This window comes from Rhodoferax sp. GW822-FHT02A01 (assembly GCF_038784515.1).
In the GTDB taxonomy this organism is placed as follows: domain Bacteria; phylum Pseudomonadota; class Gammaproteobacteria; order Burkholderiales; family Burkholderiaceae_C; genus Allorhodoferax.
Genome location: NZ_CP152376.1, coordinates 2,793,411 through 2,819,414, shown reverse-complemented (window position 1 = coordinate 2,819,414; position 26,004 = coordinate 2,793,411). Strand labels below are relative to the sequence as shown.

Genomic DNA, 26,004 nt, shown 5'->3' with positions numbered 1-26,004 from the left:
CTATACGATATGATTCATTCAAGATGCATCTTTACTTTTCAATGGCGACACCATGCGACTGACCCAGTGGACCGACTACTCCTTGCGCGTACTCATGTACTGCGCAGCCTGTGAGCACCGCGAGCTGCCGGTGACAATCACCGAGATTGCCGACAGCCATGGCATTTCGCGCAGCCACCTGACCAAGGTGGTTCACCAGCTGGGCGCCCATGGCCTGTTGGACACCACCCGCGGTCGCGGTGGCGGCATGCGTCTGTGCAAGCCGGCAGCGCAGATCAACGTCGGCGAAGTGGTGCGCCAGACCGAGACCGATTTCGCCATGGTCGAATGCTTTGATGCGCAGACCAATCAATGCACCCTGAGCCCCCAGTGCCGCCTCAAGGGCGTGCTGCAACAGGCCACCGACAGCTACCTGGCCGTACTCGACGGCGTCACCCTGGCAGACCTGATTGCGCCAGCACCATCCCGTGCCAAGGCCACGCCGGTGGCCATGCCCGTTTCCCGCCAGGCACGCAAGGCGTAAGCAGACTGAACACTCACGTACGCGGAATCGCCTCGGACATGGCCAGTCGCTTGTAGAGTGCTGCCAGCATGTCGGACTGGGTCACGATGCCCACCACCTTGCGGTTGTCATCCACCACCGGAATATGGGCCATGCCTTTTTCCGACACATGTGCCACCAATTGCGCCACCGGCGTAGAAGGTGTTGCCGAAAACACCTGCGACGTCATGATCTGCCCCACGACTTCGGCCTTTTCCGAGGTCAGACCCGGCGTGCGCCGCAGCAGACCCTGCAGACGCATGGCCAGCCCCGCCGCCGAGGTGTCATCCATCTGGCGAAAGAAGTCCGCGACCGTGGCGATGCCTATCAGGTTGCCATAGGTATCCACCACCGGCAAGGACTTGATCTTGTGCAGCCGCAACATGTTCCAGGCCTGCTCCAGATCGGTATCGAAGTGCACCGTCATCACATCGCGCGACATGATGTCGGCGCAGGTGAGTCCCACGTGGCGGCCAAACGCATGGTCGACCGCCAGGTTGTAGATCGCCACCAGCTCGTCTTCCTGCACGTCCACAAAGGTATCCAACGTGGCCAGCGCACTGGCCAGGTCTTCATGGTCCAGCCCGGTGCGGCGCAGGGGGGCCTCGTCCTGCGTGCGGTGCAGGCTGGGCGCGGGAACCTGTGCGTGGTAGGGATAGGGTCGGCGCAAAATGAAGTTGCTCACCAGCATGGTCGTGCCCAGGGCGATGCCGATGTTGAGGACGACCTGTACCGCCAGATGGGCCATGCCGTCACCCGAATGCGGCCCATCCAGCACGATCAGCAGGGCCATGGCCGCGCCGGGCGGATGAATGCAATGCAGGCGCACCATCAGCCAGACGCTGGCAGCAATCGCCACCGCCACGGCGAGCTGCACCGGCGTGAGCCAGAGCGAGCAGACGAAGCCGACCAGGCAGGAGATCAGGTAGCTGCCCAGAATGGGCCAGGGCTGGGCCACCGGACTGTGCGGCTGCACGTACAGGATCACGATGGTGCCAGCCAGAGGCACCAGCACCCAGTGGCCGCCAGCGCCTGCGTTGACCGCATGCAGGAACACGGCGCACAACCCCATGCCCATGAACGCACCCAGTGCGTCACGCCAACGTTCGGAGTTCAACAGAATATGTATGCGGTTCAGGGCTTGCATGGGTATTGTTGGAGTTCGGACTCGGACACGCAGTGCATCGCTACACTGCGCGCATGGATTACATCGTTATCAAACTGCTGCACCAGTCTGCAGTGATTCTCTCCGGTCTGGGGTTCGCCGTGCGTGGCATGGCTTCTTTGCGGGGTGCGCAATGGACCCAGGGTCGGCTGGCCAAGACGCTGCCGCACATCGTGGACACCATCTTGCTGCTCTCCGCCCTGACCCTGGCAGGCATGCTGCGCCTCAACCCCGCACACACACCGTGGCTGCTGGCCAAGATACTGGGCCTGCTGCTCTACATCGGTCTGGGCGTGGTGGCATTGCGCGTAAAGCTGGCATGGAAGATCCGCGCCACGGCCTGGGTGCTGGCGCTGGCGGTGCTGTTCTGGATTGCCTCCGTGGCCATCCTGAAGAACCCCTGGGGTTTTCTGGTCCTCGTGCTGCCAAGCTACACCTGACACGCGTCACTCCAGAGCTACGGGAATGCCCTGTGGGTCGAATGCCAGATAACGGTGCACATCGCCTCGCTTGATGGCTTCCACCATGGCCTGCAAGGAGGTCTCCACCTGCTGGGGGTCCGGTGCGCTGTGGGCGGTACCCGACATGGCCCCGGCAAATACCAGATGCCATGTTTGTCCGAACTGCGCCGCCTCCTGCACCAGGGAGTCAAACGATGGCACTTCGTCCGGGCTTTTGTCCACGCACATGGACGGCACCAGCGCACCGCCCTGCCCTGCCTCGAAACCGGCACGCTGCTCCGCGCTGGCGTCGTCCGGCAGCTCTGCGCCAGCAAAGACAAACAGCAGCCGCTGCTGCAGGGGTTGTGCACGCGCGGCCTGCAGCAGGTCGGTGAAATGTTCGATATTCATCGGGACTCCGTTGATAAGTAGCTCACGTACTGGTCCGGCGTCGGCCTGACACGCGCCGCCTTGGCGCGCTGGGCCGTGCCCACACTCAGAAAACAAATGGCATGGTCGCGGGCACCCAATCCAAACAGGCTGCGCAGGCTGGATGACTTCAGGGCCTTGCCGCTGGTCAGGGCGGAGGCAAAGCCCAGCGCGGTGGCCATCAGCAGCATGTTCTGCACGGCGCACCCGGCGGAGACCACGCGCTCGAGCAGATCGATCTCTGCATCACCACGCGCGTCTTCCACCACCAGCATCAGCAGCAAGGGCGCACGCATCGCCTTGTCGCGCGCTTGCTGCAACTGCTCCGGCAGTGCTGCAGGATCGCGCTCGGCCAGCGCATCGGCAAATGCGGTACCCAAAGCGGCCCGCTCTGACTCAGCAATGACGACCAGACGCCAGGGCAGCAACTGCCCATGGTCCGGCGCATGCGCTGCGGCTTCCAGTATGCGCACGAGTTGATCCGCATCGGGTCCAGGCGCCATCAGCCGCTTGGGCAATATGGTCTGGCGCGACTGCAATAGTTGGGAAAGCAAACCGGCAATGTCAGGCATCCGCACTCCTTCAAAACGCATGGTGCAGCCCGATTGTCACTGCACCAGAGGCGAATCCGCAGAGTTCAGTTCAACACCTTCCACCAGGGCCTGCCCCACCAGCAGGCTCATGTACTGGTGCAGCGCCTTGGCACGCGATTGCATGGCCAGCTGCGCCGCCACGCGCTCGCGCACTTCGTCGTAATCCAGCGTGCGTCCATCGCGGCGCTCCAGCACGTCGATGATGTGAAAGCCATAGCGGCTGTGGATGAGGCGTGGCTGCACGCCCAGGCCCACGGGTGTCTCCGTCTGGAAGAACAGCACCTGCGCCAGCTCCGGCGCGCAGTCGTCCGGCCCCACCCAACCCAGGTCACCGCCCTGGGTGCTGGTCGGGCAGTTGGACAGTTCGGCGGCCAGCTTGCCAAACAGGTCCACCGGCACGTTCTTGCCCAGCAGGCTGATCAGCGCCTTTTCCGCATGCACCGTGAGCGCCTGCACATTCACACCGGCGGTCACCGCAAACAGGATGTGGCGCATGTGCACCGCCTGCCCCACCACGAACTGCGACTGACGCGCCTCGAAGTAGCGTCGGCATTCCTGCGCAGTGGGTTGTGGCACCTGCACCGCGGCATCCACCATGGACTCCAGCACCGCGCGCTCGGCGTCATCCAGCTCCGGCGCAGTGAGCACGGCCTTGCGTGGCAGCAGACCGGCCTGCACGGCCTGCTGGCGCAGCAGTTCGGTATAGGCGCGCTCGCGCAGGGTGTCTTCGTCGGGGCGGTTGCCGGGCGTATGCAATGTGATGCCGTTGATGGCGGCCACCGGCTGTGCGCTGGCAGCTTCTGCCGCTTGATTGGCCTTGGCGCCGCAACCGCAGGTGCCTGTGCCGCCGCAGCCGTGGGTGCTTGCTTGGGAGGTGTTCATGTTGCTGTCCTACTCATTGGGTTGATGGGTTGCTGGTGTTTGCATGCTTGCTTGGGGGGTGGCCGGTGTCAGCGGGGTGGGCGTTTCCGTCCGTGTCCCCCGGCCTACGGCCTCCTCCTTTACCTACCGGAAACGCCCACCCCGCTGCCATCTGCAGCCGGCGGCGTTGGCACGCGATGACTCCAATACCTCGTGTGCCAACCACCTCGCTGGACATAGGTCGGCATGGCACTCCGTTCCCGCAGGTAAAGGAGGAGGCCGAAGGCCGGGGGACACGGAAGGAACGGAGTGCCATGCCGGCCTGTGTCTGGACGCAATGCAAGCAAACAAACAAGGACTTCATGTCACTTCAACGTTCAGCGAGCACTACGGCTCAATGGCTCACGCTCCACCAGCCCCACGCGTCGGCTGCGCACCAGCTGGTAAGGACGCACCAGATACGCCGCAGCACCAAAGCCACTCCACACATGCACCAGACGGGTAAACGGAAAGACCAGAAAGATGGTCATGCCCAGGAACATGTGCAGCTTGAACACGATGCTGGCCTCTGCCAACAGCTCTGGCGCACCGGCGCGGAAGGTCACGATGTGTTGTGCCCAGCCGGCCAGCTTCATCATCATGCTGCCATCCAGATGCTCCGCCGACAGCGGGATGGTGGCCAGGCCCAGTGCCAGTTGCAGCCACAGCAGCACCAGCAGCACGATGTCACTGGTCTTGGAGTTGATGCGGATGCGCTCGTCGCTCAGGCGGCGGTGCAGCAGCAGGCTCACGCCGATGAAGCCCAGCACCCCAAACGCACCACCAGACACCATGGCCATGATCTGCTTGTTGCCGGCGCTGATGAAGGGCTCATAAATGAAGTGGGGTGTGAGCATGCCCACGGTGTGGCCCATCAGCAGGAACAGCACGCCGACGTGGAAGAGGTTGCTGCCCCAGCGCAGCTGGCCTGCACGCAGCAGCTGCGAAGAGTCGCTCTTCCAGGTGTACTGGTCGCGGTCGAAGCGGACCAGGCTGCCCAGCAGAAAGATGGTCAGACAGATGTACGGGTAGTAGCCGAACAGCAGGTTGTCGAGGTAGGTCATACGGGTGCTCCTTGGGTTTGCGAGGCGGCTGCCTTGCGCACAAAGTGCAGAGGCTGCGCTTCTCCGGGTTTGGACTGTCCTTTGGTGCTGCAGCCATCAAAGGCCTCCGGCTCCTGCCAGACGTCGTCCATGGCTTCGTCCGCCACAATGGGCACGGCCTGCACGCGCTGGCCGCACAGTTCCAGCACCGCGGCCACCGGTGCGGCATACGGGCTGCCACGCTGCAGCAGTGCGCTGAAGATGGCGGTGAGGATGTGCGCCATTTCGCCCAGAAAATCCGCTGCCAGTTTAGCCGGTTGGGTGGAGGCAAACTCCAGCACCACACACAGGTGGTCGGGCAACTCTTCGGGCGCCATGAACAGGCCGGACTTCTCATAGGTCTGCATCAGATCGATCATGGCCGGCCCGCGCTCGCGCGAGTCACCATGGATGTGCTCAAACATATGCAGCGAGGTGGCACGGCCCCGGTCAAAGGTTTCCACATAGCGTGCTTCCACGTCCATGGGGTCCATGCGATTGAGCTCTGCAGCCAAGGCGTGCAGCTCCTCGCGCCGCGCGGCAGGAATGGCGGCCTCCTGGTCAATGGCCTGCATCAGCTCACTCAGATGGCTGCGCAGGGTGGCGTCCGGATAGCCCAGCAACAGAGCCAGGGCACGCAGGGAATAGCGGTTGTCTTTCATGGCAGGCTCCTTAGACCATGGATTTGATGGGGATGGTTCTTGGCTTGGTTCCGCCAAATAGACTGGTCTCGGAGGCTCCATCGGAGCAGCCGTTGCCAAACGAGAAGCCACAGCCACCGCGCAGATCAAAGGCGTTCTCTGCGTACTCGCGGTGCGAAGTCGGAATCACGAAGCGGTCTTCGTAGTTGGCGATGGCCATGATCTGGTACATCTCCTCCACCTGCGCCACGGTCAGACCGGTTTGCTCCAGCACGGCCAGGTTCTGTTCCTGGTCCACATGCTTGCTGCGCTGGTAGGCACGCATGGCCAGCATGCGCTCCAGGGCGCGCACCACGGGCTGGGTGTCGCCAGCGGTAAGCAGATTGGCCAGGTACTGCACCGGGATGCGCATCTGCGCGATGTCAGGAATCTCGCCGTTCACGCCAATGTGGCCGGCATTGGCTGCGGAGGTAATGGGCGAGAGCGGCGGCACATACCAGACCATGGGCAGCGTGCGGTACTCAGGATGCAGCGGCAGCGCCACCTTCCAGTCCACCGCCATCTTGTAGACCGGGCTGTTGCGGGCGCCAGCCAGCCAGGTTTCCGGAATGCCGTCCTTGCGCGCCTGCTCGATCACCTTGGGGTCATGGGGGTTGAGGAAGATGTCCAGTTGCGCCTGGTACAGGTCCTTCTCGTCCTTGACGCTGGCAGCTTCGGCAATGCGATCGGCGTCATACAACACCACGCCCAGATAGCGGATGCGGCCCACGCAGGTTTCCGAACACACCGTGGGCTGACCGGCTTCGATGCGCGGATAGCAGAAGATGCACTTCTCGGCCTTGCCGCTCTTCCAGTTGTAGTAGATCTTCTTGTAGGGGCAGCCCGAGACGCACATGCGCCAGCCGCGGCACTTGTCCTGGTCGATCAGCACGATGCCGTCGTCTTCGCGCTTGTAGATGGAGCCGCTGGGGCAGGACGCCACGCAGGCCGGGTTCAGGCAGTGTTCGCACAGGCGCGGCAGGTACATCATGAAGGTGTTCTCGAACTGGCCGACCATGTCCTTTTGCACCTGGTCGAAGTTGGCCAGGTTGGCGTCCTTGCTGCGCTTGCTGAATTCGCCGCCCAGGATTTCCTCCCAATTGGGGCCCCACTCGATTTTCTCCATGCGCTTGCCGGTGATCAGGCTGCGCGGACGGGCGGTGGGTGCGTGCTTGGTCTCGGGTGCCGACTGCAGGTGGTCGTAGTCGAAGGTGTAGGGTTCGTAGTAGTCGTCAATCTGCGGCATGTTGGGGTTGGAGAAGATGCGCATGAGCAGCTTCCACTTGCCGCCCTGGCGCGGCTCGATGGAGCCGTCGGCCTTGCGAACCCAGCCTCCGTTCCATTTGTCCTGGTTTTCCCACTCCTTGGGGTAGCCAATGCCGGGCTTGGTCTCCACGTTGTTGAACCAGGCGTACTCCATGCCGGGGCGGCTGGTCCAGACGTTCTTGCAGGTGACCGAACAGGTGTGGCAACCGATGCACTTGTCCAGGTTCAGCACCATGGCGATTTGGGCGCGTATTTTCATGTTGTGTACTCCTCAGGCCTGGATAGTTGCGGGGGCTTCGCCGTCGAGCCAGTCGATCTTGCGCATCTTGCGCACCACCACGAACTCGTCGCGGTTGGTACCGATGGTTCCGTAGTAGTTGAAGCCGTAGCTGAACTGCGCGTAGCCGCCGATCATGTGCGTGGGCTTGGTCACAATACGGGTCACCGAGTTGTGGATGCCGCCGCGTGTGCCGGTGATTTCTGCGCCGGGGGTGTTGATGATCTTCTCCTGCGCGTGGTACATCAGCACCATGCCCGGATTCACCCGCTGGCTCACCACCGCACGGGCCGCAATGGCGCCGTTGGTGTTGAAGAGTTCCACCCAGTCGTTGTCGACGATGCCGGCCACCTTGGCGTCATCCTCGCTCAGCCAGATCACCGGGCCGCCCCGGTTGAGCGTGAGCATCATCAGGTTGTCGGTGTAGGTGCTGTGGATGCCCCACTTCTGGTGCGGCGTGATGAAGTTCAAGGAGATTTCCTTGTTGCCATTGGGCTTGCGGTCCATGATGTCGCCCACGGTCTTCAGGTCCACCGGCGGACGGTAGCTGGTCAGCCCTTCGCCAAAGGCAATCATCCACGGATGGTCCAGGTAGAAGTGCTGGCGACCGGTCAGGGTGCGCCATGGGATCAGCTCATGCACATTGGTGTAGCCCGCGTTGTAGGAGACGGTCTCACTCTCGATGCCGCTCCAGGTCGGGCTGGAGATGATCTTGCGCGGCTGCGCCTGGATGTCGCGGAAGCGGATCTTCTCGTCCTCGCGGTGGATGGCCAGGTGCGTATGGTCGCGTCCGGTGATTTTGCTCAGCGCCTCCCAGGCTTTCACTGCCACGTGACCGTTGGTCTCGGGGGCGAGCTGCAGCACCACTTCGCAGGCGTCAATATCGCTCTCGATCTTGGCCATGCCCTTGGTGACACCTTCGGCATGCACACGGCCATTGAGATCACCCAACTGTTTGACTTCGGTCTTGGTGTCCCAGCCTATGCCCTTGCCGCCATTGCCAACCTTGTCCATCAACGGCCCTAAGGCGGTGAAGCGTTTGAAGGTGTTGGGGTAGTCGCGCTCAATCACCGCAATCTGCGGCGCCGTCTTGCCGGGGATCAGGTCGCACTCGCCGCGCTTCCAGTCTTTCACGCCAAAGGGCTGGGCCAGTTCGGAGGGCGTGTCGTGCATCAGCGGCGTGAGCACCACTTCCTTCTCCACACCCAGATGGCCCACGCAGACCTTGCTGTAGGCTTCGGCAAAGCCCTTGTAGATTTCCCAGTCGCTCTTGCTCTGCCAGGCCGGGTCCACCGCGGTGGACAGCGGGTGGATGAAGGGATGCATGTCGCTGGTGTTGAGGTCGTTCTTCTCGTACCAGGTGGCCGTGGGCAGCACGATGTCGGAATACAGGCAGGTGGTGCTCATGCGGAAGTCCAGCGTGACCAGCAGGTCCAGCTTGCCTTCGGGCGCATCCTTGTGCCATTGCACTTCGGCGGGCTTCGCATCGTCCTTGCCGAGGTCCTTGCCCTGCACACCGTGGGTGGTTCCCAGCAGGTGCTTCATGAAGTATTCATGGCCCTTGCCGCTGGAGCCCAGCAGGTTGGAGCGCCAGACAAACATGTTGCGCGGCCAGTTGGCAGGGTGGTCCGGGTCTTCACAGCTCATCTTGAGCGAGCCGTCCTTGAGGGACTGGACCACATAGTCCTTGGGGTCCATGCCGGCTGCGGTGGCGTCCTTGACCACCTGGAAGGAATTGGTCTGCAGTTGCGGCGCGCTGGGCAGCCAGCCCATGCGTTCGGCGCGCACGTTGTAGTCGATCAGGCTGCCACCGTATTTGCTCTTGTCGGCCAGCGGCGAGAGGATTTCCTCCACACCCAGTTTCTCGTAGCGCCACTGGTCGGTGTGGGCGTAGAAGAAGCTGGTGCTGTTCATCTGCCGGGGTGGGCGCACCCAGTCCAGGGCAAAGGCCAGTGCGGTCCAGCCGGTTTGCGGGCGCAGTTTTTCCTGGCCCACGTAATGGGCCCAGCCGCCGCCGCTCTGGCCTATGCAGCCGCACATCATCAGCATGTTGATGATGCCGCGGTAGTTCATGTCACTGTGGTACCAGTGATTCATGGCCGCACCGATGATGACCATGGACTTGCCCTGGGTCTTATCGGCGTTGTCGGCAAACTGGCGCGCCACGGCAATCACCTGGTCGCGCTTGACGCCGGTGATCTTCTCCTGCCAGGCGGGGGTGTAGGGCACGTCGTCGTCGTAGTTGAGGGCGGCGTTCTCACCGGGGATGCCACGGGCCACGCCGTAGTTGGCCACGGTCAGATCAAACACAGTGGCGATCAGCGCATAGCGTTCTTCGCCGGCCTTGCCCAGCTTGATGCGACGCACCGGCACCTTGCGCACCAGAATGTCGTCCACCGCCTGGCCCTGCTTGTTGGCGCTGAAGTTGGGTGTATCGATGCCACCAAAGTACGGGAAGCCCACGTCGCCCACTTCGTAGTCAGGCTGCGCGCCCTCCATCAGGCTGAGCTTGAGCCGTACGTCGCTGCCATTGCGTGCTTCCTTGTCTTCCAGATTCCATTTGCCCACGTCGGCGCGGCCTTCGGCGCCCCAGCGGAAACCAATGGAACCGTTGGGCACCACGACCTTATCGTTCTCGTCCAGCGCCAGCGTCTTCCACTCAGGATTGTTGGCCTGACCCAGCTTGCCGTTGAAGTCACTGGCACGCAGATAGGCGCCGGGCACCAACACGGTACGGCCATCCGGCAGCTTGCGCTCTTCGAGCTGCACGAGGTTGGGCATGTCGGTGTAGCGGCGCACGTAGTTATCAAAGTACTGAGATCGATAGCCCCCCTGTGCGCCTTGCGGCGCCTTCCCCCCAAGGGGGACGGACTCGCTTGGGGCGGCCCGGCGCTCGTCCCGCTCGCCGAAGTAGAACTCCTTGAGGATCACATGGCCCATGGCCATGGCCACAGCGGCATCGGTGCCTTGCTTGGGGTGCATCCACAGGTCGGCCAGCTTGCTGATCTCGGCATAGTCGGGCGTGATGGCCACCGTCTTGGCGCCCTTGTAGCGCACCTCGGTGAAGAAGTGGGCATCCGGTGTGCGCGTCTGCGGCACGTTGGAGCCCCAGGCGATGATGAAGGTGGAGTTGTACCAGTCGGCCGACTCCGGCACGTCGGTCTGCTCACCCCAGACCTGCGGGCTGGCCGGTGGCAGGTCGCAATACCAGTCATAGAAGCTCATGCACACGCCACCGATCAGGCTCAGGTAGCGGCTACCGGCGGCATAGCTCACCATGCTCATGGCGGGAATGGGCGAGAAGCCGATCACGCGGTCCGGGCCGTATTTCTTGGCGGTGTAGACGTTGGCGCTGGCGATGAGCTGGTTCACTTCATCCCAGGTGCTGCGCACAAAGCCACCCAGGCCACGCTGCTTGACCCACTGGCTGCGCGCATCGTTGTTCTCCACGATGCTGGCCCAGGCATTCACCGGGTCCTTGGCGACAGCCAGCGCCGCACGCCATTGCGTAAGCAGGCGGGCACGCACCATGGGGTATTTGACGCGGTTGGCGCTGTACAGGTACCACGAGTACGACGCGCCACGGGCACAGCCACGGGGTTCGTGGTTGGGCAAGTCGGCGCGGGTGCGGGGGTAGTCGGTCTGCTGGGTTTCCCAGGTGACGATGCCACCCTTGACGTAGATCTTCCACGAGCAGGAACCAGTGCAGTTCACGCCATGGGTGCTGCGCACGATCTTGTCGTGTGCCCAGCGGTCGCGGTAGGCGTCTTCCCAGGTGCGGTCTTCACCGGTGGTGACGCCGTGGCCGTCGGAAAAGCTTTCTTTGGGGGCCGAGAAGTGGCTCAGGCGGTCCAGGAAGTGGCTCATTGTGTTCTCCAGTTTGAATACGGGTTTGCGGTCTTGTTGTTCATGGGTGTGACTGCCTTTGCATGCCTGCTTGGGGGGTGGCCGGTGTCAGCGGGGTGGACGTTTCCGTCCGTGTCCCCCGGCCTTCGGCCTCCTCCTTTACCTACCGGAAACGCCCACCCCGCTGCCATCGGCTGCGAACAGTGTTGGCGTGCGATGGCTTCAATCCCTTGTGTGCCTACCACCTCGCTGGACGCAGGCCGGCATGGCACTCCGTTCCTGTAGGTAAAGGAGGAGGCCGAAGGCCGGGGGACACGGAAGGAACGGAGTGCCATGCCGGCCTGTGTCCTCCCTGAGGAGGTGCCAAAGAGAAGCGCGTTCATGGATTCTTGAACTCCGAATCCGCCCGCAGATAGAACCACCAGTTGAGTACCAGGCACAGCGCATAGAACACCGCAAAGCCGTACATGGCAATCTGTGGCGTACCGGCCTTGATCTGCGCACCGATCACCACCGGCGCAATGAAGGCACCGTATGCGGCAATGGCCGAGGTCCAGCCCAGTACCGGGCCCGCCTGGGTGCGGTCAAAGATCACACCGATGGTGCGGAAGGTCGAACCATTGCCGATGCCGCTGGCCGTGAACAGCACGATGAACAGCGCCATGAACGGCATGAAGTACTGCTCAGGTGTGGCCGAACCGTAAGCCAGCAACATCACATAGCCCACCGCCACCGATGCCAACACCATCACTGCAGAGATGGCCTGCGTCACGATGGAGCCGCCCACCTTGTCGGAAATCCAGCCGCCCACAGGCCGCACCAGCGCGCCCACGAACGGGCCGATCCAGGCATAGGTCAGTGCAGACGGTGCATGCGGGTTCTTCAGGGTGTGCTGCATCACGCCGGCGGCATCGGGCACGTGGCTGATACCGAAGATCACGGTGATGGACAGCGGCAGCGCCATGGAGAAGCCGATGAAGGAGCCGAAGGTCACGATGTAGAGCAGCGTGAGCGACCATGTGTGCTTGTTGCGAAAAATAGCAAACTGCTTGGCGATGTTGTCCTTCATGGCGCCGAAGGCGGCCAGTCTCATCACCATCAGCGTGCTGACCACGATCAGCGGCATGGCGATCCACATGTTGAGCACGCCAAGGCCCGTGGGTGCGGGCAGGTACAGGTACAGGCCCAAGCCAGCGGGAACAAACGACAGGGTGTAGAGCCAGATGATCTTGATGAAGGCCGCAATCGTTCCGCCCGCATCGGGTGTGACCGTCTTGAGGTTGTTCATGCCGAAGAAGCACAGCACCGACAGCGGCACCAACGACAGCAGCCAGGCAAAGCCGGCGTTCTGTATCCAGGTGGGCGTACCGGCGGCAATCTTGCCGAAGATCCAGCCACTGTCCTTCACCAGCACCATGGAGTCACCGCCCATGCCGCCGAAGATGCTCAGCGTCATCACCAGCGGAATGACGATCTGCATGGTGGTCACGCCAAAGTTGCCCAGGCCGGCATTCAGCCCCAGTGCCGTGCCCTGCAGGCGCTTGGGGAAGAAGGTGCTGATGTTGGACATGGAGCTGGCAAAGTTGCCGCCGCCCACGCCCGACCACAGCGCCATCAGCTGGAAGGCCCAGAGCGGCCACTCCTTGTGCTGCAACACCAGGCCGGTGCCCAGCGCAGGCGCGAGCAACATGGCGGTGGTGAGGAAGATGGTGTTGCGGCCACCGGCCACGCGGATCAGGAAGGACGCCGGAATGCGCATGGTGGCGCCAGCCAGCCCGGCGATGGCCGTGAGCGAGAACAGCTCAGGCTGGGTGAACGGAAAGCCCAGGTTGAGCATCTGCACGGTGATGATGCCCCACATGCCCCAGATGGCGAAGCCGCACAGCAGGGCCGGCACCGAGAGCCAGAGGTTGCGGTAGGCGATCTTCTTGCCCGTGGACTCCCAGAATTGTTCGTCTTCGGGGCGCCAGTCGGCGATGTCTGCGCCGGTATGTGCTTGGGTTGTCATAACTGCTTTCGTGGAGATAAATCAGGTGTGGGCTGGCAGGGAGCGGTCGTTCTTGCCCATGACTTCGCTGCCACGCACTTCGGTGCGGTACATCCAGATCAGCGAGACCCAGACCACGCCATACATCAGCATGAAGGCGCTGGAGCGGATGCCGGTGAGGTCCATCAGCGCACCGAACAGAATGGGCAACACAAAGCCACCCAAGCCACCGGCCAGGCCGACGATGCCGCTGATGGTGCCGATGTTGTGGGAGTAGTCGTCGCTGATGTACTTGAAGACGCTGGCCTTGCCGAAGGCAAAGGCGATGCCCAGGATGAACATCAGCGCGGTGAACAGGTAGACGTTGAGGCCGATGTGGAAGGTCTTCAGGCCGTTGACGGTGGCGATGCTGAAATCGGTCTGCGGATAGCTCAGCAGGAACAGGCAGATCCAGCTCACCCACAGCACCCACCAAGTCACACTGTGGGCACCGTACTTGTCAGACAGCACACCGCCAAAGGCGCGCAGCACGCCACCGGGCAGCGAGAAGCAGGCAGCCAGCAAGGCGGCCACGCGAATGTCCAGACCGAACTCGCCCACGTAGTACTGCACCATCCACAGGGCCAGCGCCACGTAGCCGCCGAACACGATGCTGTAGTACTGGCAGTACTTGACCACCTTGGGGTCCTTCAGCGCCTTGAGCTGGTCACTGAACGTCAGTGTGTGGGGCACCAGGTGGCTGGGGTCGCTGTAGCTGAACAGCCAGAACAAAATCAATGTGCCCAGCATGATGGCCGCATAGACCTGCGGCACCATGGTCCAGCCAAAGGCCACCAGCAGCACCGGTGCAATGAACTTGTTGACCGCCGAGCCGGAATTGCCGGCACCGTAAATGCCCATGGCCGTGCCCTGACGGTTCTTGGGGAACCAGCGCGCCACATAAGGTGTACCCACCGAGAAGGACCCCCCCGCCAAGCCGACAAACAGGCCAATGGTCAGAAAGTGCCAGTAGGCCGTGGCGTAGCCCATCATCCAGATCGCAGGCACGGTGATGGCCATCAGCGTGGCCATGACGATGCGTCCGCCAAAACGGTCGGTCCAGATGCCCAGGGGCACGCGGATCAGCGAACCAGTGAGCACCGGCGTGGCCATCAACAAGCCGAACTGGGTGGAGTTGAGGTCCAGCATCTTCTTGATCGGAATGCCGATGACGCCGAACATCATCCAGACCATGAAGCAGACCGTGAACGACAGCGTGCTGACGATCAACACCGACCATGCACGTTTTGCGTTTCTGATTTCCGTAGCCATGATTGCTCCTTGAGATGGTCATGACTTTCGTTGTTCAGCCCGCTTTTGAACATCCTCCCTTGGCACAGCGCACGGGCGCAAAACGAACTAGGGCGCCACATGGCGCCCTAGTTCCGAAGTAGTAGTGCCCGGTCAAAAGCGGCACTGTCTGATCTGTATCAACCCCAACCGCGTGCCGCTGCGTATATCGCCACCTGGACCCGTGAGCTCAGATTGAGCTTGCGAAAAATGTGCTGCACATGCACCTTGACCGTGGTCTCGGCAATGTCGAGTGCACGGGCAATGCCCTTGTTACTGTCGCCGCGTGCGATCAGCACTAGGATCTCGCGCTCGCGTGCCGACAGCGACTCCAGGGTGACGTCCTCTGCCAAGGGCTGCGGCTGCAAGGCTGGCGTGCTGGCCGCGCTCTCGGGAGCAGGGGCCTTGGAGCGAAAGGCCGTAACGAACTTGGTCATCATGTCCGGGCTGATGACGCATTCACCGGCCAGCACCTTCTCGATGGAGTCGCAGAGCTGTTCGGTCTCCACGGTCTTGAGCAGATAGCCGTCGGCACCGGCCAGCATGGCAGCGGCCAGGTCTTCCTCGTTCTCGCTCACGGTGAGCATCAGGATGCGCACGCCGGCATAGGCGTCCTTGAGTGCCGGGATGCCATCGATGCCGCGCACACCCGGCAGATGGTTATCCAGCAGGATGACATCGGGCACGTCGGTGCAGCAACGCAGCGCCTCGCCCATGTCACCGGCCTGACCGGCCAGGCGGAAGCGCCCGTCCTGCGACAGCAGCGCTACCAGTCCGCGCCGGAAAAGCGTGTGGTCATCGATGACCAGCAGTTTGATGGGGTTCATGGTCGGTATTGTCGGTGCTCGGTTCTTCATCCTGATAATCATGGCCCCATTCCCGCCAACCGGGCCCGAACAGTTCCACCGGATGCTGCGTCCGATCCGAGCCGTTGCCGCACAGCATGTTGTCCGCTGCACAGTAGCGGTCACAGCCCCAGCACAGGCGATCGGGATTGGCGGGGTTGTCAGGAAAACGTTTTTTGACCGGCATAGGTTGTCCGAAAAAGTGAGGGGAAAAAAGGTTGGACTATTCGGTGGCCATCTGGATGGATGCAAGCTCCTCTGCATCCAGCGACAGGCCGCCCGCGTTGGCGCCAGATACGGGATGGGCCGGCAAGGTCAGCTGCACCGTCGTGCCTTGCCCCAGTTCGGACCGCACCTGCACGGTGGCCCCGATGCGGCTGGCACGCTCCTGCATGATCTTCATGCCCACGTGGGTGCTCTGACGGTCGCGGATCTCTGGACCGAAGCCGCGGCCATCGTCGCGCACCACAAACCGCCACTCTTCTCCCTTGGTGACATCCAGATACACCTGTGTGGCCTGGGCATGCTTGCGCACATTCGACAATGCCTCCTGCACCACGTGCAGCACCTGGACCTGCACGTCCGCCGGCAGCGGTATGCCCTGGCCGCTGACCTGGAAGTGGGTGGTCATTCCGGTCTGGTGCTTGAACTTTTGCAGGGTCTCCTGCAGCGCCGCTTCCACGTCGCCGGTATTGGTACGGGTGCGGAAATGCACCAGCAGCTCACGCACGTCGTTGATGCTCTCGCGCAGACCGGTGTCCAGTTCATCCAGTGCTGTCTGCACCTTCTCCTGCTGCGCATTGCGCGAGGCATTGCGCAACAGCTGCACCTGGATCTTGAGGAATGATAGTGACTGGGCAATGGAGTCGTGCAGCTCGCGGGCCAGCAGTGCGCGCTCTTCACCGACCGCAGCCTCACGCTCCAGCGCCGCTGCCCGCAAACTCTCCAGACCGCTGGCCAGATGGCTGGCCAAGGCGTCCAGCAGGTCCTTCTCTTCCGAACTCAGCTCCACACTGCTGCGAAAGAACAGGTCGATTTCTCCCAGCAAGCGCTGCTGCAGCCGCACCGGGACGCTGACGATGTTTACGTACCCCGCACGCGCGCAGGCACGCATGGGGGAGGCCTCGTGCTCGACAATGGGGATGACGCGGGTACGCGCATCCGGCTTCAGGTTGCCACAGGCGCAGGCGCCTGCCAGCAAGCTGCGTTCGGCCTCCAGCATTTCGTGCGGAAAGCAGTCCGATGCCAGCATCAGGTAGCGCTGGTTGGCCTCATCCGACCAGCGCACCGCCACTGCGTCCGCACCCACCACCGCACGTACGCGCTTGGCAAAGCCGCGCGACAGCTCTTCGATGCTGGCAGCGCTGGCCGAAAACGCGCTGATCTCATAGAGCGATTCCAGCCGTGCACGCTGTGCCTCGATGTGCTGCGTCTTGACCTTGACCTGGGTCTCCAGCCCCTCGTACAAGCCTTGCAGTTCGGCGGCCATGCCATTGAAGCCGCTGGCCACCTGGCCAAACTCATCATCGGTATCCACCTCCACACGTGCGGCAAAGTTACCGGACTGGATGCTGCGCAAGGCCTGCTGCAGACTCTCCAGCGGATTGATGACGTAAAGGTACCCGGTGTAGAGCATGATGACCGCGCCAGCAATCGCCAGCGCCATCATGACGAACTGGAACAAATTGAGAATGGCCGTCAACCGCGAGAGCTGCTGCTCGATGGCGGTCACCAGCTTGTCGACTGCCGCCACCGTCTCGGAGGTTGCCGCCAAGGACTGCTCTACATCGGGCGGGTTCTCCCCCATCCAGATGCTGCGGTTGGTCGCCCAGTGCGACTGGACATCGCGAAAGCGCGCGCCCACCTCGTCGTTGAGGGGCATGAACAGCGGCCGAGCTGGATCACCGGCCTTGAGCAGGGCCAGGCTGCGACTGAATTCATTGACCAGGTCCGCCACCGCCTTTTCGGAATGTTTGGACTGTGCCGTGCTGTTGAGGCGCCAGATCTGCATGCGCATGCGGCCTGCCTCGTTGACCGCCGCAGCCCCCCCTTCCAGCTGCCAGGTGACCCACAGCGTCAGGCCGATGGACAACAGCGCAATGATCAGCAGCACCGACCCGATGGTGACCAGTTTGGTGGAGAGCGAATGCCGTCTTTGCATGGCCATAGACTAACCGCCGTTCTTCTCGGATTCAAGGAAATCGTGTGCTTACTTCCGATAGCTGCTCCGGGTAGTGCCAAAGAGGTATGTCCATGGCGGGCCTTTGCGACTAGATTCCAAAGCATATAAAAAATGCCTGGCTGGTCAGACCACACTGTGGATAGGGGAACTGAAGTGAACATGTTTATGAATCTGAAGATTGGAGCGCGCCTGTCCATCGGCTTTGGCGCCTTGATCGTGATGATGCTTGTGATGGTGGCGGTGGGACTCATGCGCTTTTCTGAGGTCAACACGGTCAACAGCCGCATCATCGAAAAGGACTGGGTCAAGGCCGAAGCGGCCAACGTGATCAATGCAACTACGCGTGCCAATGCACGCTACACCATGGAGCTGCTGATTTCCGACCCGGTGCATGTCGCCCGGATCAAGCAATCCATCGAAGCCAACAAGCAGGTCATCAACGCAGCACTGGACACACTCACGCAACTGGTCCAGCTCCCCGAAGGCAAGGCTTTGCTGGAAACGCTGGTGCAGCGCCGCAAGGCCTACGTGGCCTCCTTTTCCAAGGTTGCCGCCCAGGTGGACGCCGGTGACAAGGATGCGGCCATCGTCACCATGACCAGCGAAACCCTGCCGGCCCTGGATGCGTTGCAGGAGCCCATCGTGGCCCTGACGGAGCTGCAGAAGAAGATCGTGACCAACAGCAGCACCGAGGTGCGTGAGCGCATCCAGTCGGCCACTGTGTTGCTGCTGCTCCTGGGCGCCTCGGGCTTGCTGGCAGGCAGCCTGTTTGCGTGGTTCACCACACGGTCCATCACGCGCCCCATCTACGAGGCGGTACACATTGCGCGCACAGTGGCGGCCGGCGACCTGACCTGCGAGGAACAGGCCTACTCCAAGGATGAGTGCGGGCAGTTGCTGCAGTCCCTGCAGGACATGAACAACAGCCTGATTCACATCGTCAACCAGGTGCGCAACGGCACCGAGTCCATGGCCATCGCCACCCATGAGATTGCCGATGGCAATACCGATCTGTCATCACGCACGGAAGAGCAGGCCAGCGCACTGGAGCAGACGGCCGCATCCATGGAAGAGCTGGCCTCCACGGTCAAACAGAACTTCGAATCCGGCAGGCACGCCAATCAGCTGGCCGAGTCGGCGGCGCAGGTGGCCGCCAAGGGTGGTACCGTGGTGGGCCAGGTGGTGCAGACCATGGAGGCCATCAATACCTCCTCCCGCAAGATATCCGACATCATCGGTGTGATTGATGGCATTGCCTTTCAGACCAACATCCTGGCCCTCAATGCTGCGGTGGAAGCGGCACGCGCCGGTGATCAGGGCCGTGGCTTTGCGGTCGTGGCATCGGAAGTGCGCTCGCTTGCCGGTCGCAGCGCCACCGCTGCCAAGGAGATCAAGAGCCTGATCACCAGTTCGGTTGGCAATGTCAGCGAGGGATGCAAGCTGGTCGAGCAGGCTGGCAGCACCATGGACGAGATCGTGGTGCATGTGCGGCGCGTGGCGGACCTGATGGGCGAGATCACGGCCGCCAGCCGCGATCAGACTTCCGGTATCGAACAGGTCAATCAGGCCATAGGCCAGATGGACACCGTCACGCAGCAGAACGCTGCGCTGGTGGAAGAGGCCGCCGCAGCGGCACAGTCATTGGAGCACCAGGCCCGCACGCTGGTGCAATCGGTGAGCGTATTCAAGCTCGGTGCACGCGCAGCCACTGCGTTGCCGCTGCACCTGCCGCGCCTGCTGCGGGCCTGAGCCTGGTAGCGGATCTATTTGCAGGCAGTTACCTTGGGATCGGTCACGCCCTTGCACAGCTCTTCCTTCTTGATGTGGCCAGCCTTGACCACCACATCCAGATTGGCTTGTGTCACAGGGATGGGCTTCAAGAAGATGGACTTGAGCGTCACCTTCTTCTCACCACCCGCCCAATCCACGGCACCGGTCACCGGCTTGCCCGCACCCAGCTCTACTGCGGCACGTGCTGCAGCCACTCCCAGGTCAGCAGAGTTCTTCCACACCGACACGGTCTGTGTACCCAGCGCCACGCGGTTCAGCGCAGCCAGGTCGCCATCTTGTCCTGAGACCGGAATGCCTTGCAGACCCTTGGCAGTCAACGCGGCAACCACACCACCGGCCATGCCGTCGTTCTGCGCAATCACGGCGTCCACCTTGTTGCCGTTCTTGGTCAGAATCTGTTCCATGTTCTTCTGGGAATTCTGCGGATTCCAGTCCGCGGTGTACTCCTCACCCACAATCTTCACGTCGCCGCGCTTGAGGTAGGGCTCCAGCACCTCCTGCGTGCCCTCGCGCAAAAAGGCGGAGTTGGCATTGCCCACGTCGCCCTTGATGATGGCGTAGTTGCCCTTGGGCTTCACGGCCAGCACCGCACGCGCAAGCATGCGGCCCACTTCCTTGTTGTCGAAGGTGATGTAGGTGACACCGGGCGCCTCGAACAGGCGGTCATAGGCGATCACCGGAATCTTCAGCTGGTTGGCCTTGTTGATGGCAGGAAGAATCGCGTCCTTGTCGCGGCCCAAGATGATCAGCACCTTGGCGCCCTTGGCGATCAGGCCGTCAATGTCCACCAGTTGCTTCTCGGTGGAAGCACCGGCATCGGCCATGATGTACTTGGCGCCATGCTTGGCCAGCTCAGCCTTGATGGCAGCCTCGTCGGTTTTCCAGCGCTCTTCCTGGTAGGCATCGAAGCTGACGCCCACGGTGAGTTGCGCAAAGGCGCCGGCCGACCCGATGGCCAGCACCAGTGCGGCCAGGTTGCTTTTGAGTTTCATGCTTTTCTCCTGAATAGCCTCGTGGAGGCTTGTTGTTGAAATGAATGGCACATGCCACCGACAGGTGGCCTCTGAACTTTCTTGCATGGATAGCGCTATCCAATCCGGGTTTAAAAAGAGTGCCCTCTCTTTAACCTGTTCAAGAACAGGGGCAGATAGGCACTTTTGGATAGCGCAATCCTACTGTGCGACCCACTCTGGAGAATCAGTAAAAACCCTCGCCACGGTGACTTTCCAGATCACTTCAGCGTGAATGGACCGGCACATCCAGCCCGGTCCTGAGCTGCTGGCCTTCGAGCTCGGCGAGTTCTTCCGCCGTGAACACGCGCGAGCGGGTATGAAAGGCCTTGCCTTCGGGCCCTTCCAGCGAAAAGGTTCCGCCAGTGCCCTCGATCACATCGATGATGAGCTGCGTGTGCTTCCAATATTCGTACTGGGCCAGTCCGATGTAGAACGGACAACCACCCACATCACCCAGGTACACGTCCCCCGCGCCCATGCTGATCTCGCCAGGCAGGTAGCAGTTGGCCGCGCTGTTGTCGCAACAACCGCCGGACTGGTGAAACATCAGATCGGGGCCGTGCTTGGTCTTCAGGAACGCCACCAGTTCCAGGGCGGCGGGAGTGGCTACGACTTTTTCAACCATGTTTGTCTCCGGTTTGCATGTAGCGTTGTTGGCGCGCGCAGCTTCATGGACTGCGTGGGCGGCCACCTCATGCTGGAGTACCAGAAATCGGCGGCCGCCCTGCCCGGCTGCTGCGCCGAGTCTTTGGCAAACCGGCACCGCCCTGCGTGTCCACATCCAGAACGCGACGGAACCGGCTTTGCCGGGCCGCAGCGTTGTCCCCCTCAGGGGGAAGACGCGCCGCAGGCGCGGCTCAGGGGGAGCTTAGAAGAACCCGAGCTTCTGTTCGCTATAAGAAACCAAGAGGTTCTTGGTCTGCTGATAGTGGTCGAGCATGACCTTGTGGGTCTCGCGGCCAATGCCGGATTCCTTGTAGCCGCCAAACGCAGCGTGCGCAGGATAGGCGTGGTAGCAATTGGTCCATACGCGGCCAGCCTTGATGGCGCGGCCCATGCGGTAGGCCACGTTGCCGTTGCGGCTCCACACACCGGCACCCAGGCCGTACAGCGTGTCGTTGGCAATGGCCAGGGCTTCGGCTTCGTCCTTGAAGGTGGTCACGGCCAGCACCGGTCCGAAGATTTCTTCCTGGAAGATGCGCATCTTGTTGTGGCCCTTGAACAGCGTGGGCTGCACGTAGTAGCCGCCTTCGAGCTCACCACCCAGATGGGCTTGCGAACCACCGGCCAGCACTTCGGCGCCTTCCTGCTTGCCCAGGTCCAGATAGGACAGGATCTTGGTGAGCTGTTCCTTGGAAGCCTGCGCGCCCATCATGCTGTCGGAGTCCAGCGGGTTGATGTGCTTGATGGCCGCCACGCGCTTGAGCACGCGCTCCATGAACTTGTCGTAAATGCTTTCCTGGATGATGGCGCGCGACGGGCAGGTGCAGACTTCGCCCTGGTTGAAGGCAAACAGCACCAGACCTTCCACGGCCTTGTCCAGGAAACCATCGTCCTTGTCCATGATGTCGGCAAAGAAGATGTTGGGCGATTTGCCGCCCAGTTCCAGCGTGGCGGGGATCAGGTTGTTGGCGGCTGCCTGTGCAATCACGCGGCCTGTGGTGGTGGAACCCGTGAACGCAATCTTGGCGATGCGCTTGCTGGTGGCCAGGGGCAGACCGGCTTCACGGCCATAGCCGTTGACGATATTCAATACACCTGGGGGCAGCAGGTCGGCAATCAGGTCCACCAGGATCAGGATGCTGATGGGTGTGGACTCTGCCGGCTTGAGCACCACGCAGTTGCCCGCGCCCAGTGCGGGGGCCAGCTTCCAGGCTGCCATCAGGATGGGGAAGTTCCAGGGAATGATCTGGCCCACCACACCCAGCGGTTCCTGGATGTGGTACGCCACGGTGTTCTCGTCGATGTTGGAGAGCGCACCTTCCTGTGAACGCACACAACCGGCAAAGTAACGAAAGTGGTCCACCGTGAGCGGGATGTCGGCATTCAGGGTTTCGCGGATGGCCTTGCCGTTGTCCACGGTCTCGGCATAGGCCAGCAGTTCCAGATTGGCTTCAATGCGATCTGCAATCTTGAGCAGGATGTTGGCGCGCGTGGCGGCATCGGTCTTGCCCCATTGGTCAGCCGCGGCGTGGGCTGCGTCCAAAGCCAGTTCGATGTCTTCCGCCGTGGAGCGTGCAGCCTTGGTGTAAGGCTTGCCGGTAATCGGCGTGATGACATCAAAGTACTGGCCCTTGACGGGTGCCACGAACTTGCCGCCGATGAAGTTGTCGTAGTGGTCCTTGTAGGCTACCTTGGCGCCGGCAGCACCGGGCAATGCGTAAATCATGTTGTCTCCTGAATGGATGGTTTGGTTGGAATGATTCCCTTGCGGGCGCATCTACTTATCAAGACCTGTGCCATCTGCGCCGCAAAACCTACAGCGTTGATTTCATTGGGCTTATTGCCACCTATGCGTGCACATGCATAGGCACAAATGCAACATGCAGCTGTCCGCCTTCGGACAACTGTCCAGAAACGTGACAGTTGAACGGACAATGCGAAGCAAGCGGCGAGGGATGCACCCCGGCTCTCCTACACTGGCCGCACGCAAGAGCCGGGACATCGCAGCCCGGCCGAGGAGACAGCATGAAACATTCAACACCGACACCGGTGCTGCGTCAGGCGCGGCAACACCTCATTGAACATGGCACGCCCTTGCCCGGCACGGTGAATGAACGCCTGTGGCACTCCTGGCAACGCAGCCTGGCTGCGGGCCTGTTGCCCATGGGGCGGCTCACCGCCACCGACCACGCCGCTGACAGCGAACTGCGCCAGTCGCTGGCACGCAACCACGAATTGCTGGCCCACTCCCGACCGGTGATGGAGTACCTGTTCGAGCAGGTGCGCCATATCCAGAATGTGGTGATACTGGCCGACAGCCGTGGCACCCTGATGCACACCCTGGGCGATCCCTTCTTCCTGTCCAAGGCTGAGCGTGTATCGCTCACGGCCGGCGCTTCCTGGCGCGAAGAGCACCGCGGAACCAACGCGATAGGAACCGCCATTGCCGAAGAGAGCCCGGTGGAAATCCACGGCGCCGAACACTTTCTGGAGCGCAACGGCTTTCTGACCTGCGCGGCCGCACCCATCATGTCTTCCTGTGGCAATGTCATTGGCATCCTGGACATCTCGGGCGAACAACACAGCGGCCACCCCATGACACTGGGCTTGGTGAGCACCGCTGCTCGCATGATCGAGAACCGGCTCATGATTGCCACTTCCAAGCGGCATCTGCGCATCCACATGCATGCGCGCGCCGAAGGCATAGGCACCGTGGCCGAAGGCATTGCCACCTTGTCGGACGACGGCTGGATCATCGGCGCCAACCGGCAGGCGCTGTCGCTGTTGCGCATGAACGCCAAAGCCATAGGTGCCACGCAACTCGGCAGTGTGTTGGACGTGCGCCTATCGGACCTGCTGACGCGGCACCGCCAAAGGCCAGCTCAGGCCTTGCAAGTGCATCTGCATGACGGCACTACGCTCTTTGTCCAGATGCAGGCCGATGCCGCCGCCCTGCCACCGCAGATTCTGGTACCCGCAAGCGCTGCCCCTGCAGTGGCCAAAGACGCCCTGACTGCACTGGACACCGGCGACCTGCAATGGCGCGGCGCTGCCGACAAGGCGCGGCGCGTGCTGGACAAGCCCATCCCGGTGCTGATACAGGGCGAGTCTGGCGTAGGCAAGGAATACTTTGCGCGCGCCATGCACGACTCCAGCAAGCGCGCCAGCGGCCCGTTTGTGGCCATCAACTGCGCCGCCATCCCCGAGAACCTGATCGAAGCCGAACTGTTTGGCTATGCGCCGGGCGCCTTCACCGGCGCGCGCAAGGAAGGCAGTCTGGGCAAGCTGCGCGAGGCCAATGGTGGCACCCTGTTCCTCGATGAAATCGGCGATATGCCCCTGTCCATGCAGACCCGTCTGCTGCGGGTGCTGCAGGAGAGATCCGTGGTGCCACTGGGTGGCAGCAAATCGATTGCGGTGGACTTTGCGCTGGTGTGCGCCACCCACTGCAACCTGCGCGAAGCCGCCAGCCGCGGCGCCTTTCGCAGCGACCTGTACTACCGCATCAACGGCCTGACGGTGCAGCTGCCCGCGCTGCGCGAGCGCACCGACTTTCAGGCGCTGGCCGAGCGCCTGCTGGCCGGGCTGCATCCACAGCGCGCGGTCCATCTGCAGCCTCAGGTGCTGGACAAGATGAGCCAGTACGCCTGGCCGGGCAATCTGCGCCAGTGTGCCAGCGTGTTGCGCACGGCCTGCGCCATGCTCGATGACGACGAGTCCAGCATCGAGTTCAAGCACCTGCCCGATGACATCGTGGAAGACCTGCTGGCGCCGCAGACGCGCGCCAGCCAGGTCAGCGAAGTGCGCGAACCTCACAACCTGCAGGAGCTGTCGCGCTATGCGGTAAAGCAGGCCCTGGAAGCCAGCCGCGGCAACATCTCCCTGGCTGCGCGAACGCTGGGCATCAGCCGCCAGACCCTGTACCGCAAGATGCAGGCGCAGTAACACTGCGGCGATCTTGCGCACCAATACCTTATGAGTCTTTTCACATCCCTGCGCTATCTGGTCGCCCTGCACCACCACAAGCACTTTGGCCGCGCCGCCGAGGCCTGCCACGTCACTCAGCCCGCTCTCTCCAATGCCATACGCGCGCTGGAGAAAGAGTTCGGCACCGCCATCGTGAAGCGCGGCCGCGCCTTCGAGAGCTTCACGCCCGAAGGCGAACAGATCTTTCTCACCGCACAGCGCATGCTGCACGAGCAGGAGCTGCTGCAGCAGTCCCTCAAGAGCGCCGAGAGTGCGCCCGCTGGCGCCTTGACCTTGGGTGCCGTGCCGTCGGTCATGCCGATTGCCGCGCGGTTTTCCGGCATGCTGCAAAAGAAACATCCGGGCATACGGGTGACCTTGCGTTCGCTGAGTTCGCAGGACATCGAAACCGGTCTGGAAAACCTGTCGCTCGATCTGGCACTGGGCTACACCGACCGTATCAGGCCCGGGCCACTGACCACGCTCTGGCAGTACGACGAACGCTACTTTCTGCTCCGGCGCGCAAGCCAGGCATCTGCCAGCGGACTGCAGATCACCACGCAGGCGTGCCGCTGGGCGGACGCCGCTTCCCACGCTTTGTGCCTGCTCACTCCGGAAATGCACAACCGCACTATCGTCGACGATGCCTTCCGACAGGCCGGTGCACGCGTCGAACCCGTCATCGAAACCAACTCCATTCTTGCGCTGGGCTTGGCAGTGCTGGATGGCAACGTGTGCAGCGTGCTGCCTGGCGCATTGGTCGGTGTGCTCAACGGCCATGGCGCGCTGGAGGCCGTGCCCCTGAACGCACCGGATGTGGTCACGCCGATTGGATTGATTTACGTCGACTCGCACCAACCCAGCCACACCCTGAGCGCCGCACTACGCCTGGCCACGGACCCGGCATGGGCCAGCCATGTGAAAAGCAACTCGGGTTTGCTGCGCGCCTAGGCCTGTTTTTGCTATGCACGGCGGTGCATACATCACGCAGGGTAATCGGGGCATGTGC

21 protein-coding genes are annotated in these 26,004 nt (G+C 62.3%); 5 read left to right on the top strand and 16 right to left on the bottom strand.

Features of this window, described 5'->3' with window-relative positions:
* Positions 1-52 precede the first annotated feature (52 nt).
* Positions 53-523 (top strand): Rrf2 family transcriptional regulator, encoded by a 471-nt coding sequence (locus AAGF34_RS13260; RefSeq protein WP_342616199.1) that lies wholly within the window; start codon positions 53-55, stop codon positions 521-523.
* A 13-nt stretch (positions 524-536) separates the two neighbouring features.
* On the opposite strand, the gene AAGF34_RS13255 is transcribed toward AAGF34_RS13260, so the two are convergent.
* Positions 537-1,688 carry a CBS domain-containing protein gene (locus tag AAGF34_RS13255; RefSeq protein ID WP_342616198.1) on the bottom strand — a complete coding sequence of 384 codons (1,152 nt, stop codon included), beginning with the start codon at positions 1,686-1,688 and terminating at the stop codon, positions 537-539.
* A 53-nt stretch (positions 1,689-1,741) separates the two neighbouring features.
* Here AAGF34_RS13255 and AAGF34_RS13250 point away from each other — a divergent pair, with 53 nt between their 5' ends.
* A complete protein-coding gene (locus AAGF34_RS13250; protein WP_342616197.1) occupies positions 1,742-2,146 on the top strand; it encodes a SirB2 family protein in 405 nt (134 codons plus the stop codon).
* Positions 2,147-2,152: 6 nt separating this feature from the next.
* Here the strand turns inward: AAGF34_RS13250 and AAGF34_RS13245 are convergent, their stop codons facing one another.
* The 12 genes from AAGF34_RS13245 to AAGF34_RS13190 form a co-directional block, all read right to left on the bottom strand.
* Positions 2,153-2,557: a ribonucleotide reductase subunit alpha gene (locus AAGF34_RS13245; RefSeq protein ID WP_342616196.1), complete on the bottom strand. Its 405-nt coding sequence runs from the start codon at positions 2,555-2,557 to the stop codon at positions 2,153-2,155.
* Positions 2,554-3,147: a nitroreductase gene (locus tag AAGF34_RS13240; RefSeq protein WP_342616195.1), complete on the bottom strand. Its 594-nt coding sequence runs from the start codon at positions 3,145-3,147 to the stop codon at positions 2,554-2,556. Before AAGF34_RS13240 ends, AAGF34_RS13245 begins: the two co-directional genes overlap by 4 nt.
* Before the next feature lie 36 nt (positions 3,148-3,183).
* Entirely contained in the window at positions 3,184-4,050 is an 867-nt protein-coding gene (locus AAGF34_RS13235) for a peptidylprolyl isomerase (protein ID WP_342616194.1), read from the bottom strand.
* A gap of 356 nt (positions 4,051-4,406) precedes the next feature.
* Entirely contained in the window at positions 4,407-5,132 is a 726-nt protein-coding gene (narI, locus tag AAGF34_RS13230) for a respiratory nitrate reductase subunit gamma (protein WP_342616193.1), read from the bottom strand.
* Positions 5,129-5,812, bottom strand: coding sequence for a nitrate reductase molybdenum cofactor assembly chaperone (gene narJ, locus AAGF34_RS13225; protein ID WP_342616192.1), 684 nt, complete (start codon positions 5,810-5,812; stop codon positions 5,129-5,131). The genes narI and narJ overlap by 4 nt, the downstream gene beginning before the upstream one ends.
* A 10-nt stretch (positions 5,813-5,822) precedes the next feature.
* Positions 5,823-7,355, bottom strand: a complete 1,533-nt coding sequence (gene narH / locus AAGF34_RS13220) for a nitrate reductase subunit beta (protein WP_342616191.1) — start codon at positions 7,353-7,355, stop codon at positions 5,823-5,825.
* 12 nt (positions 7,356-7,367) lie between these two features.
* Positions 7,368-11,240 carry a nitrate reductase subunit alpha gene (locus tag AAGF34_RS13215; protein ID WP_342616190.1) on the bottom strand — a complete coding sequence of 1,291 codons (3,873 nt, stop codon included), beginning with the start codon at positions 11,238-11,240 and terminating at the stop codon, positions 7,368-7,370.
* A 358-nt stretch (positions 11,241-11,598) separates the two neighbouring features.
* The gene (locus AAGF34_RS13210) at positions 11,599-13,227 is read right to left on the bottom strand and encodes an antiporter (protein ID WP_342616189.1); all 1,629 of its coding nucleotides are present in this window, start codon (positions 13,225-13,227) and stop codon (positions 11,599-11,601) included.
* A gap of 21 nt (positions 13,228-13,248) precedes the next feature.
* On the bottom strand, positions 13,249-14,517 hold the full coding sequence (locus AAGF34_RS13205) for a nitrate/nitrite transporter (RefSeq protein ID WP_342616188.1): 1,269 nt from the start codon (positions 14,515-14,517) through the stop codon (positions 13,249-13,251).
* Between the two features lie 158 nt (positions 14,518-14,675).
* Positions 14,676-15,362 carry a response regulator transcription factor gene (locus AAGF34_RS13200; RefSeq protein ID WP_342616187.1) on the bottom strand — a complete coding sequence of 229 codons (687 nt, stop codon included), beginning with the start codon at positions 15,360-15,362 and terminating at the stop codon, positions 14,676-14,678.
* On the bottom strand, positions 15,331-15,567 hold the full coding sequence (locus AAGF34_RS13195) for a DUF3079 domain-containing protein (protein ID WP_342616186.1): 237 nt from the start codon (positions 15,565-15,567) through the stop codon (positions 15,331-15,333). The genes AAGF34_RS13200 and AAGF34_RS13195 overlap by 32 nt, the downstream gene beginning before the upstream one ends.
* A gap of 36 nt (positions 15,568-15,603) precedes the next feature.
* Positions 15,604-17,547, bottom strand: a complete 1,944-nt coding sequence (locus tag AAGF34_RS13190) for a type IV pili methyl-accepting chemotaxis transducer N-terminal domain-containing protein (protein ID WP_342616185.1) — start codon at positions 17,545-17,547, stop codon at positions 15,604-15,606.
* Between the two features lie 180 nt (positions 17,548-17,727).
* On the opposite strand from AAGF34_RS13190, the gene AAGF34_RS13185 reads away from it, so the two are divergent.
* Entirely contained in the window at positions 17,728-19,311 is a 1,584-nt protein-coding gene (locus AAGF34_RS13185) for a methyl-accepting chemotaxis protein (RefSeq protein WP_342616184.1), read from the top strand.
* Positions 19,312-19,325: 14 nt separating this feature from the next.
* Here AAGF34_RS13185 and AAGF34_RS13180 read toward each other — a convergent pair whose 3' ends face one another.
* The 3 genes from AAGF34_RS13180 to AAGF34_RS13170 form a co-directional block, all read right to left on the bottom strand.
* Entirely contained in the window at positions 19,326-20,345 is a 1,020-nt protein-coding gene (locus tag AAGF34_RS13180) for a substrate-binding domain-containing protein (RefSeq protein ID WP_342616183.1), read from the bottom strand.
* Between the two features lie 244 nt (positions 20,346-20,589).
* Positions 20,590-20,991, bottom strand: a complete 402-nt coding sequence (locus AAGF34_RS13175; protein ID WP_342616182.1) for a DUF779 domain-containing protein — start codon at positions 20,989-20,991, stop codon at positions 20,590-20,592.
* 243 nt (positions 20,992-21,234) lie between these two features.
* Complete coding sequence (locus AAGF34_RS13170) at positions 21,235-22,755, bottom strand: aldehyde dehydrogenase family protein (protein WP_342616181.1); 1,521 nt, start codon at positions 22,753-22,755, stop codon at positions 21,235-21,237.
* A 299-nt stretch (positions 22,756-23,054) separates the two neighbouring features.
* Here AAGF34_RS13170 and AAGF34_RS13165 point away from each other — a divergent pair, with 299 nt between their 5' ends.
* The gene (locus AAGF34_RS13165) at positions 23,055-24,974 is read left to right on the top strand and encodes a sigma-54-dependent Fis family transcriptional regulator (RefSeq protein WP_342616180.1); all 1,920 of its coding nucleotides are present in this window, start codon (positions 23,055-23,057) and stop codon (positions 24,972-24,974) included.
* Between the two features lie 30 nt (positions 24,975-25,004).
* Complete coding sequence (locus tag AAGF34_RS13160) at positions 25,005-25,946, top strand: LysR family transcriptional regulator (RefSeq protein WP_342616179.1); 942 nt, start codon at positions 25,005-25,007, stop codon at positions 25,944-25,946.
* The last annotated feature ends 58 nt before the right edge of the window (positions 25,947-26,004 follow it).

What these genes read in the sequence shown, in the direction of transcription:
- AAGF34_RS13245 (WP_342616196.1), bottom strand. Translation starts at nt 2,557, where the DNA reads ATGAATATCGAACATTTCACCGACCTGCTGCAGGCCGCGCGTGCACAA.
- narJ (WP_342616192.1), bottom strand. Translation starts at nt 5,812, where the DNA reads ATGAAAGACAACCGCTATTCCCTGCGTGCCCTGGCTCTGTTGCTGGGC.
- AAGF34_RS13175 (WP_342616182.1), bottom strand. Translation starts at nt 20,991, where the DNA reads ATGGTTGAAAAAGTCGTAGCCACTCCCGCCGCCCTGGAACTGGTGGCG.
- AAGF34_RS13255 (WP_342616198.1), bottom strand. Translation starts at nt 1,688, where the DNA reads ATGCAAGCCCTGAACCGCATACATATTCTGTTGAACTCCGAACGTTGG.
- AAGF34_RS13200 (WP_342616187.1), bottom strand. Translation starts at nt 15,362, where the DNA reads ATGAACCCCATCAAACTGCTGGTCATCGATGACCACACGCTTTTCCGG.
- AAGF34_RS13185 (WP_342616184.1), top strand. Translation starts at nt 17,728, where the DNA reads ATGAATCTGAAGATTGGAGCGCGCCTGTCCATCGGCTTTGGCGCCTTG.
- AAGF34_RS13240 (WP_342616195.1), bottom strand. Translation starts at nt 3,147, where the DNA reads ATGCCTGACATTGCCGGTTTGCTTTCCCAACTATTGCAGTCGCGCCAG.
- AAGF34_RS13250 (WP_342616197.1), top strand. Translation starts at nt 1,742, where the DNA reads ATGGATTACATCGTTATCAAACTGCTGCACCAGTCTGCAGTGATTCTC.
- AAGF34_RS13195 (WP_342616186.1), bottom strand. Translation starts at nt 15,567, where the DNA reads ATGCCGGTCAAAAAACGTTTTCCTGACAACCCCGCCAATCCCGATCGC.
- AAGF34_RS13160 (WP_342616179.1), top strand. Translation starts at nt 25,005, where the DNA reads ATGAGTCTTTTCACATCCCTGCGCTATCTGGTCGCCCTGCACCACCAC.
- AAGF34_RS13260 (WP_342616199.1), top strand. Translation starts at nt 53, where the DNA reads ATGCGACTGACCCAGTGGACCGACTACTCCTTGCGCGTACTCATGTAC.
- narI (WP_342616193.1), bottom strand. Translation starts at nt 5,132, where the DNA reads ATGACCTACCTCGACAACCTGCTGTTCGGCTACTACCCGTACATCTGT.
- AAGF34_RS13165 (WP_342616180.1), top strand. Translation starts at nt 23,055, where the DNA reads ATGAAACATTCAACACCGACACCGGTGCTGCGTCAGGCGCGGCAACAC.
- AAGF34_RS13170 (WP_342616181.1), bottom strand. Translation starts at nt 22,755, where the DNA reads ATGATTTACGCATTGCCCGGTGCTGCCGGCGCCAAGGTAGCCTACAAG.
- AAGF34_RS13205 (WP_342616188.1), bottom strand. Translation starts at nt 14,517, where the DNA reads ATGGCTACGGAAATCAGAAACGCAAAACGTGCATGGTCGGTGTTGATC.
- AAGF34_RS13210 (WP_342616189.1), bottom strand. Translation starts at nt 13,227, where the DNA reads ATGACAACCCAAGCACATACCGGCGCAGACATCGCCGACTGGCGCCCC.
- AAGF34_RS13190 (WP_342616185.1), bottom strand. Translation starts at nt 17,547, where the DNA reads ATGGCCATGCAAAGACGGCATTCGCTCTCCACCAAACTGGTCACCATC.
- AAGF34_RS13235 (WP_342616194.1), bottom strand. Translation starts at nt 4,050, where the DNA reads ATGAACACCTCCCAAGCAAGCACCCACGGCTGCGGCGGCACAGGCACC.
- AAGF34_RS13180 (WP_342616183.1), bottom strand. Translation starts at nt 20,345, where the DNA reads ATGAAACTCAAAAGCAACCTGGCCGCACTGGTGCTGGCCATCGGGTCG.
- narH (WP_342616191.1), bottom strand. Translation starts at nt 7,355, where the DNA reads ATGAAAATACGCGCCCAAATCGCCATGGTGCTGAACCTGGACAAGTGC.
- AAGF34_RS13215 (WP_342616190.1), bottom strand. Translation starts at nt 11,240, where the DNA reads ATGAGCCACTTCCTGGACCGCCTGAGCCACTTCTCGGCCCCCAAAGAA.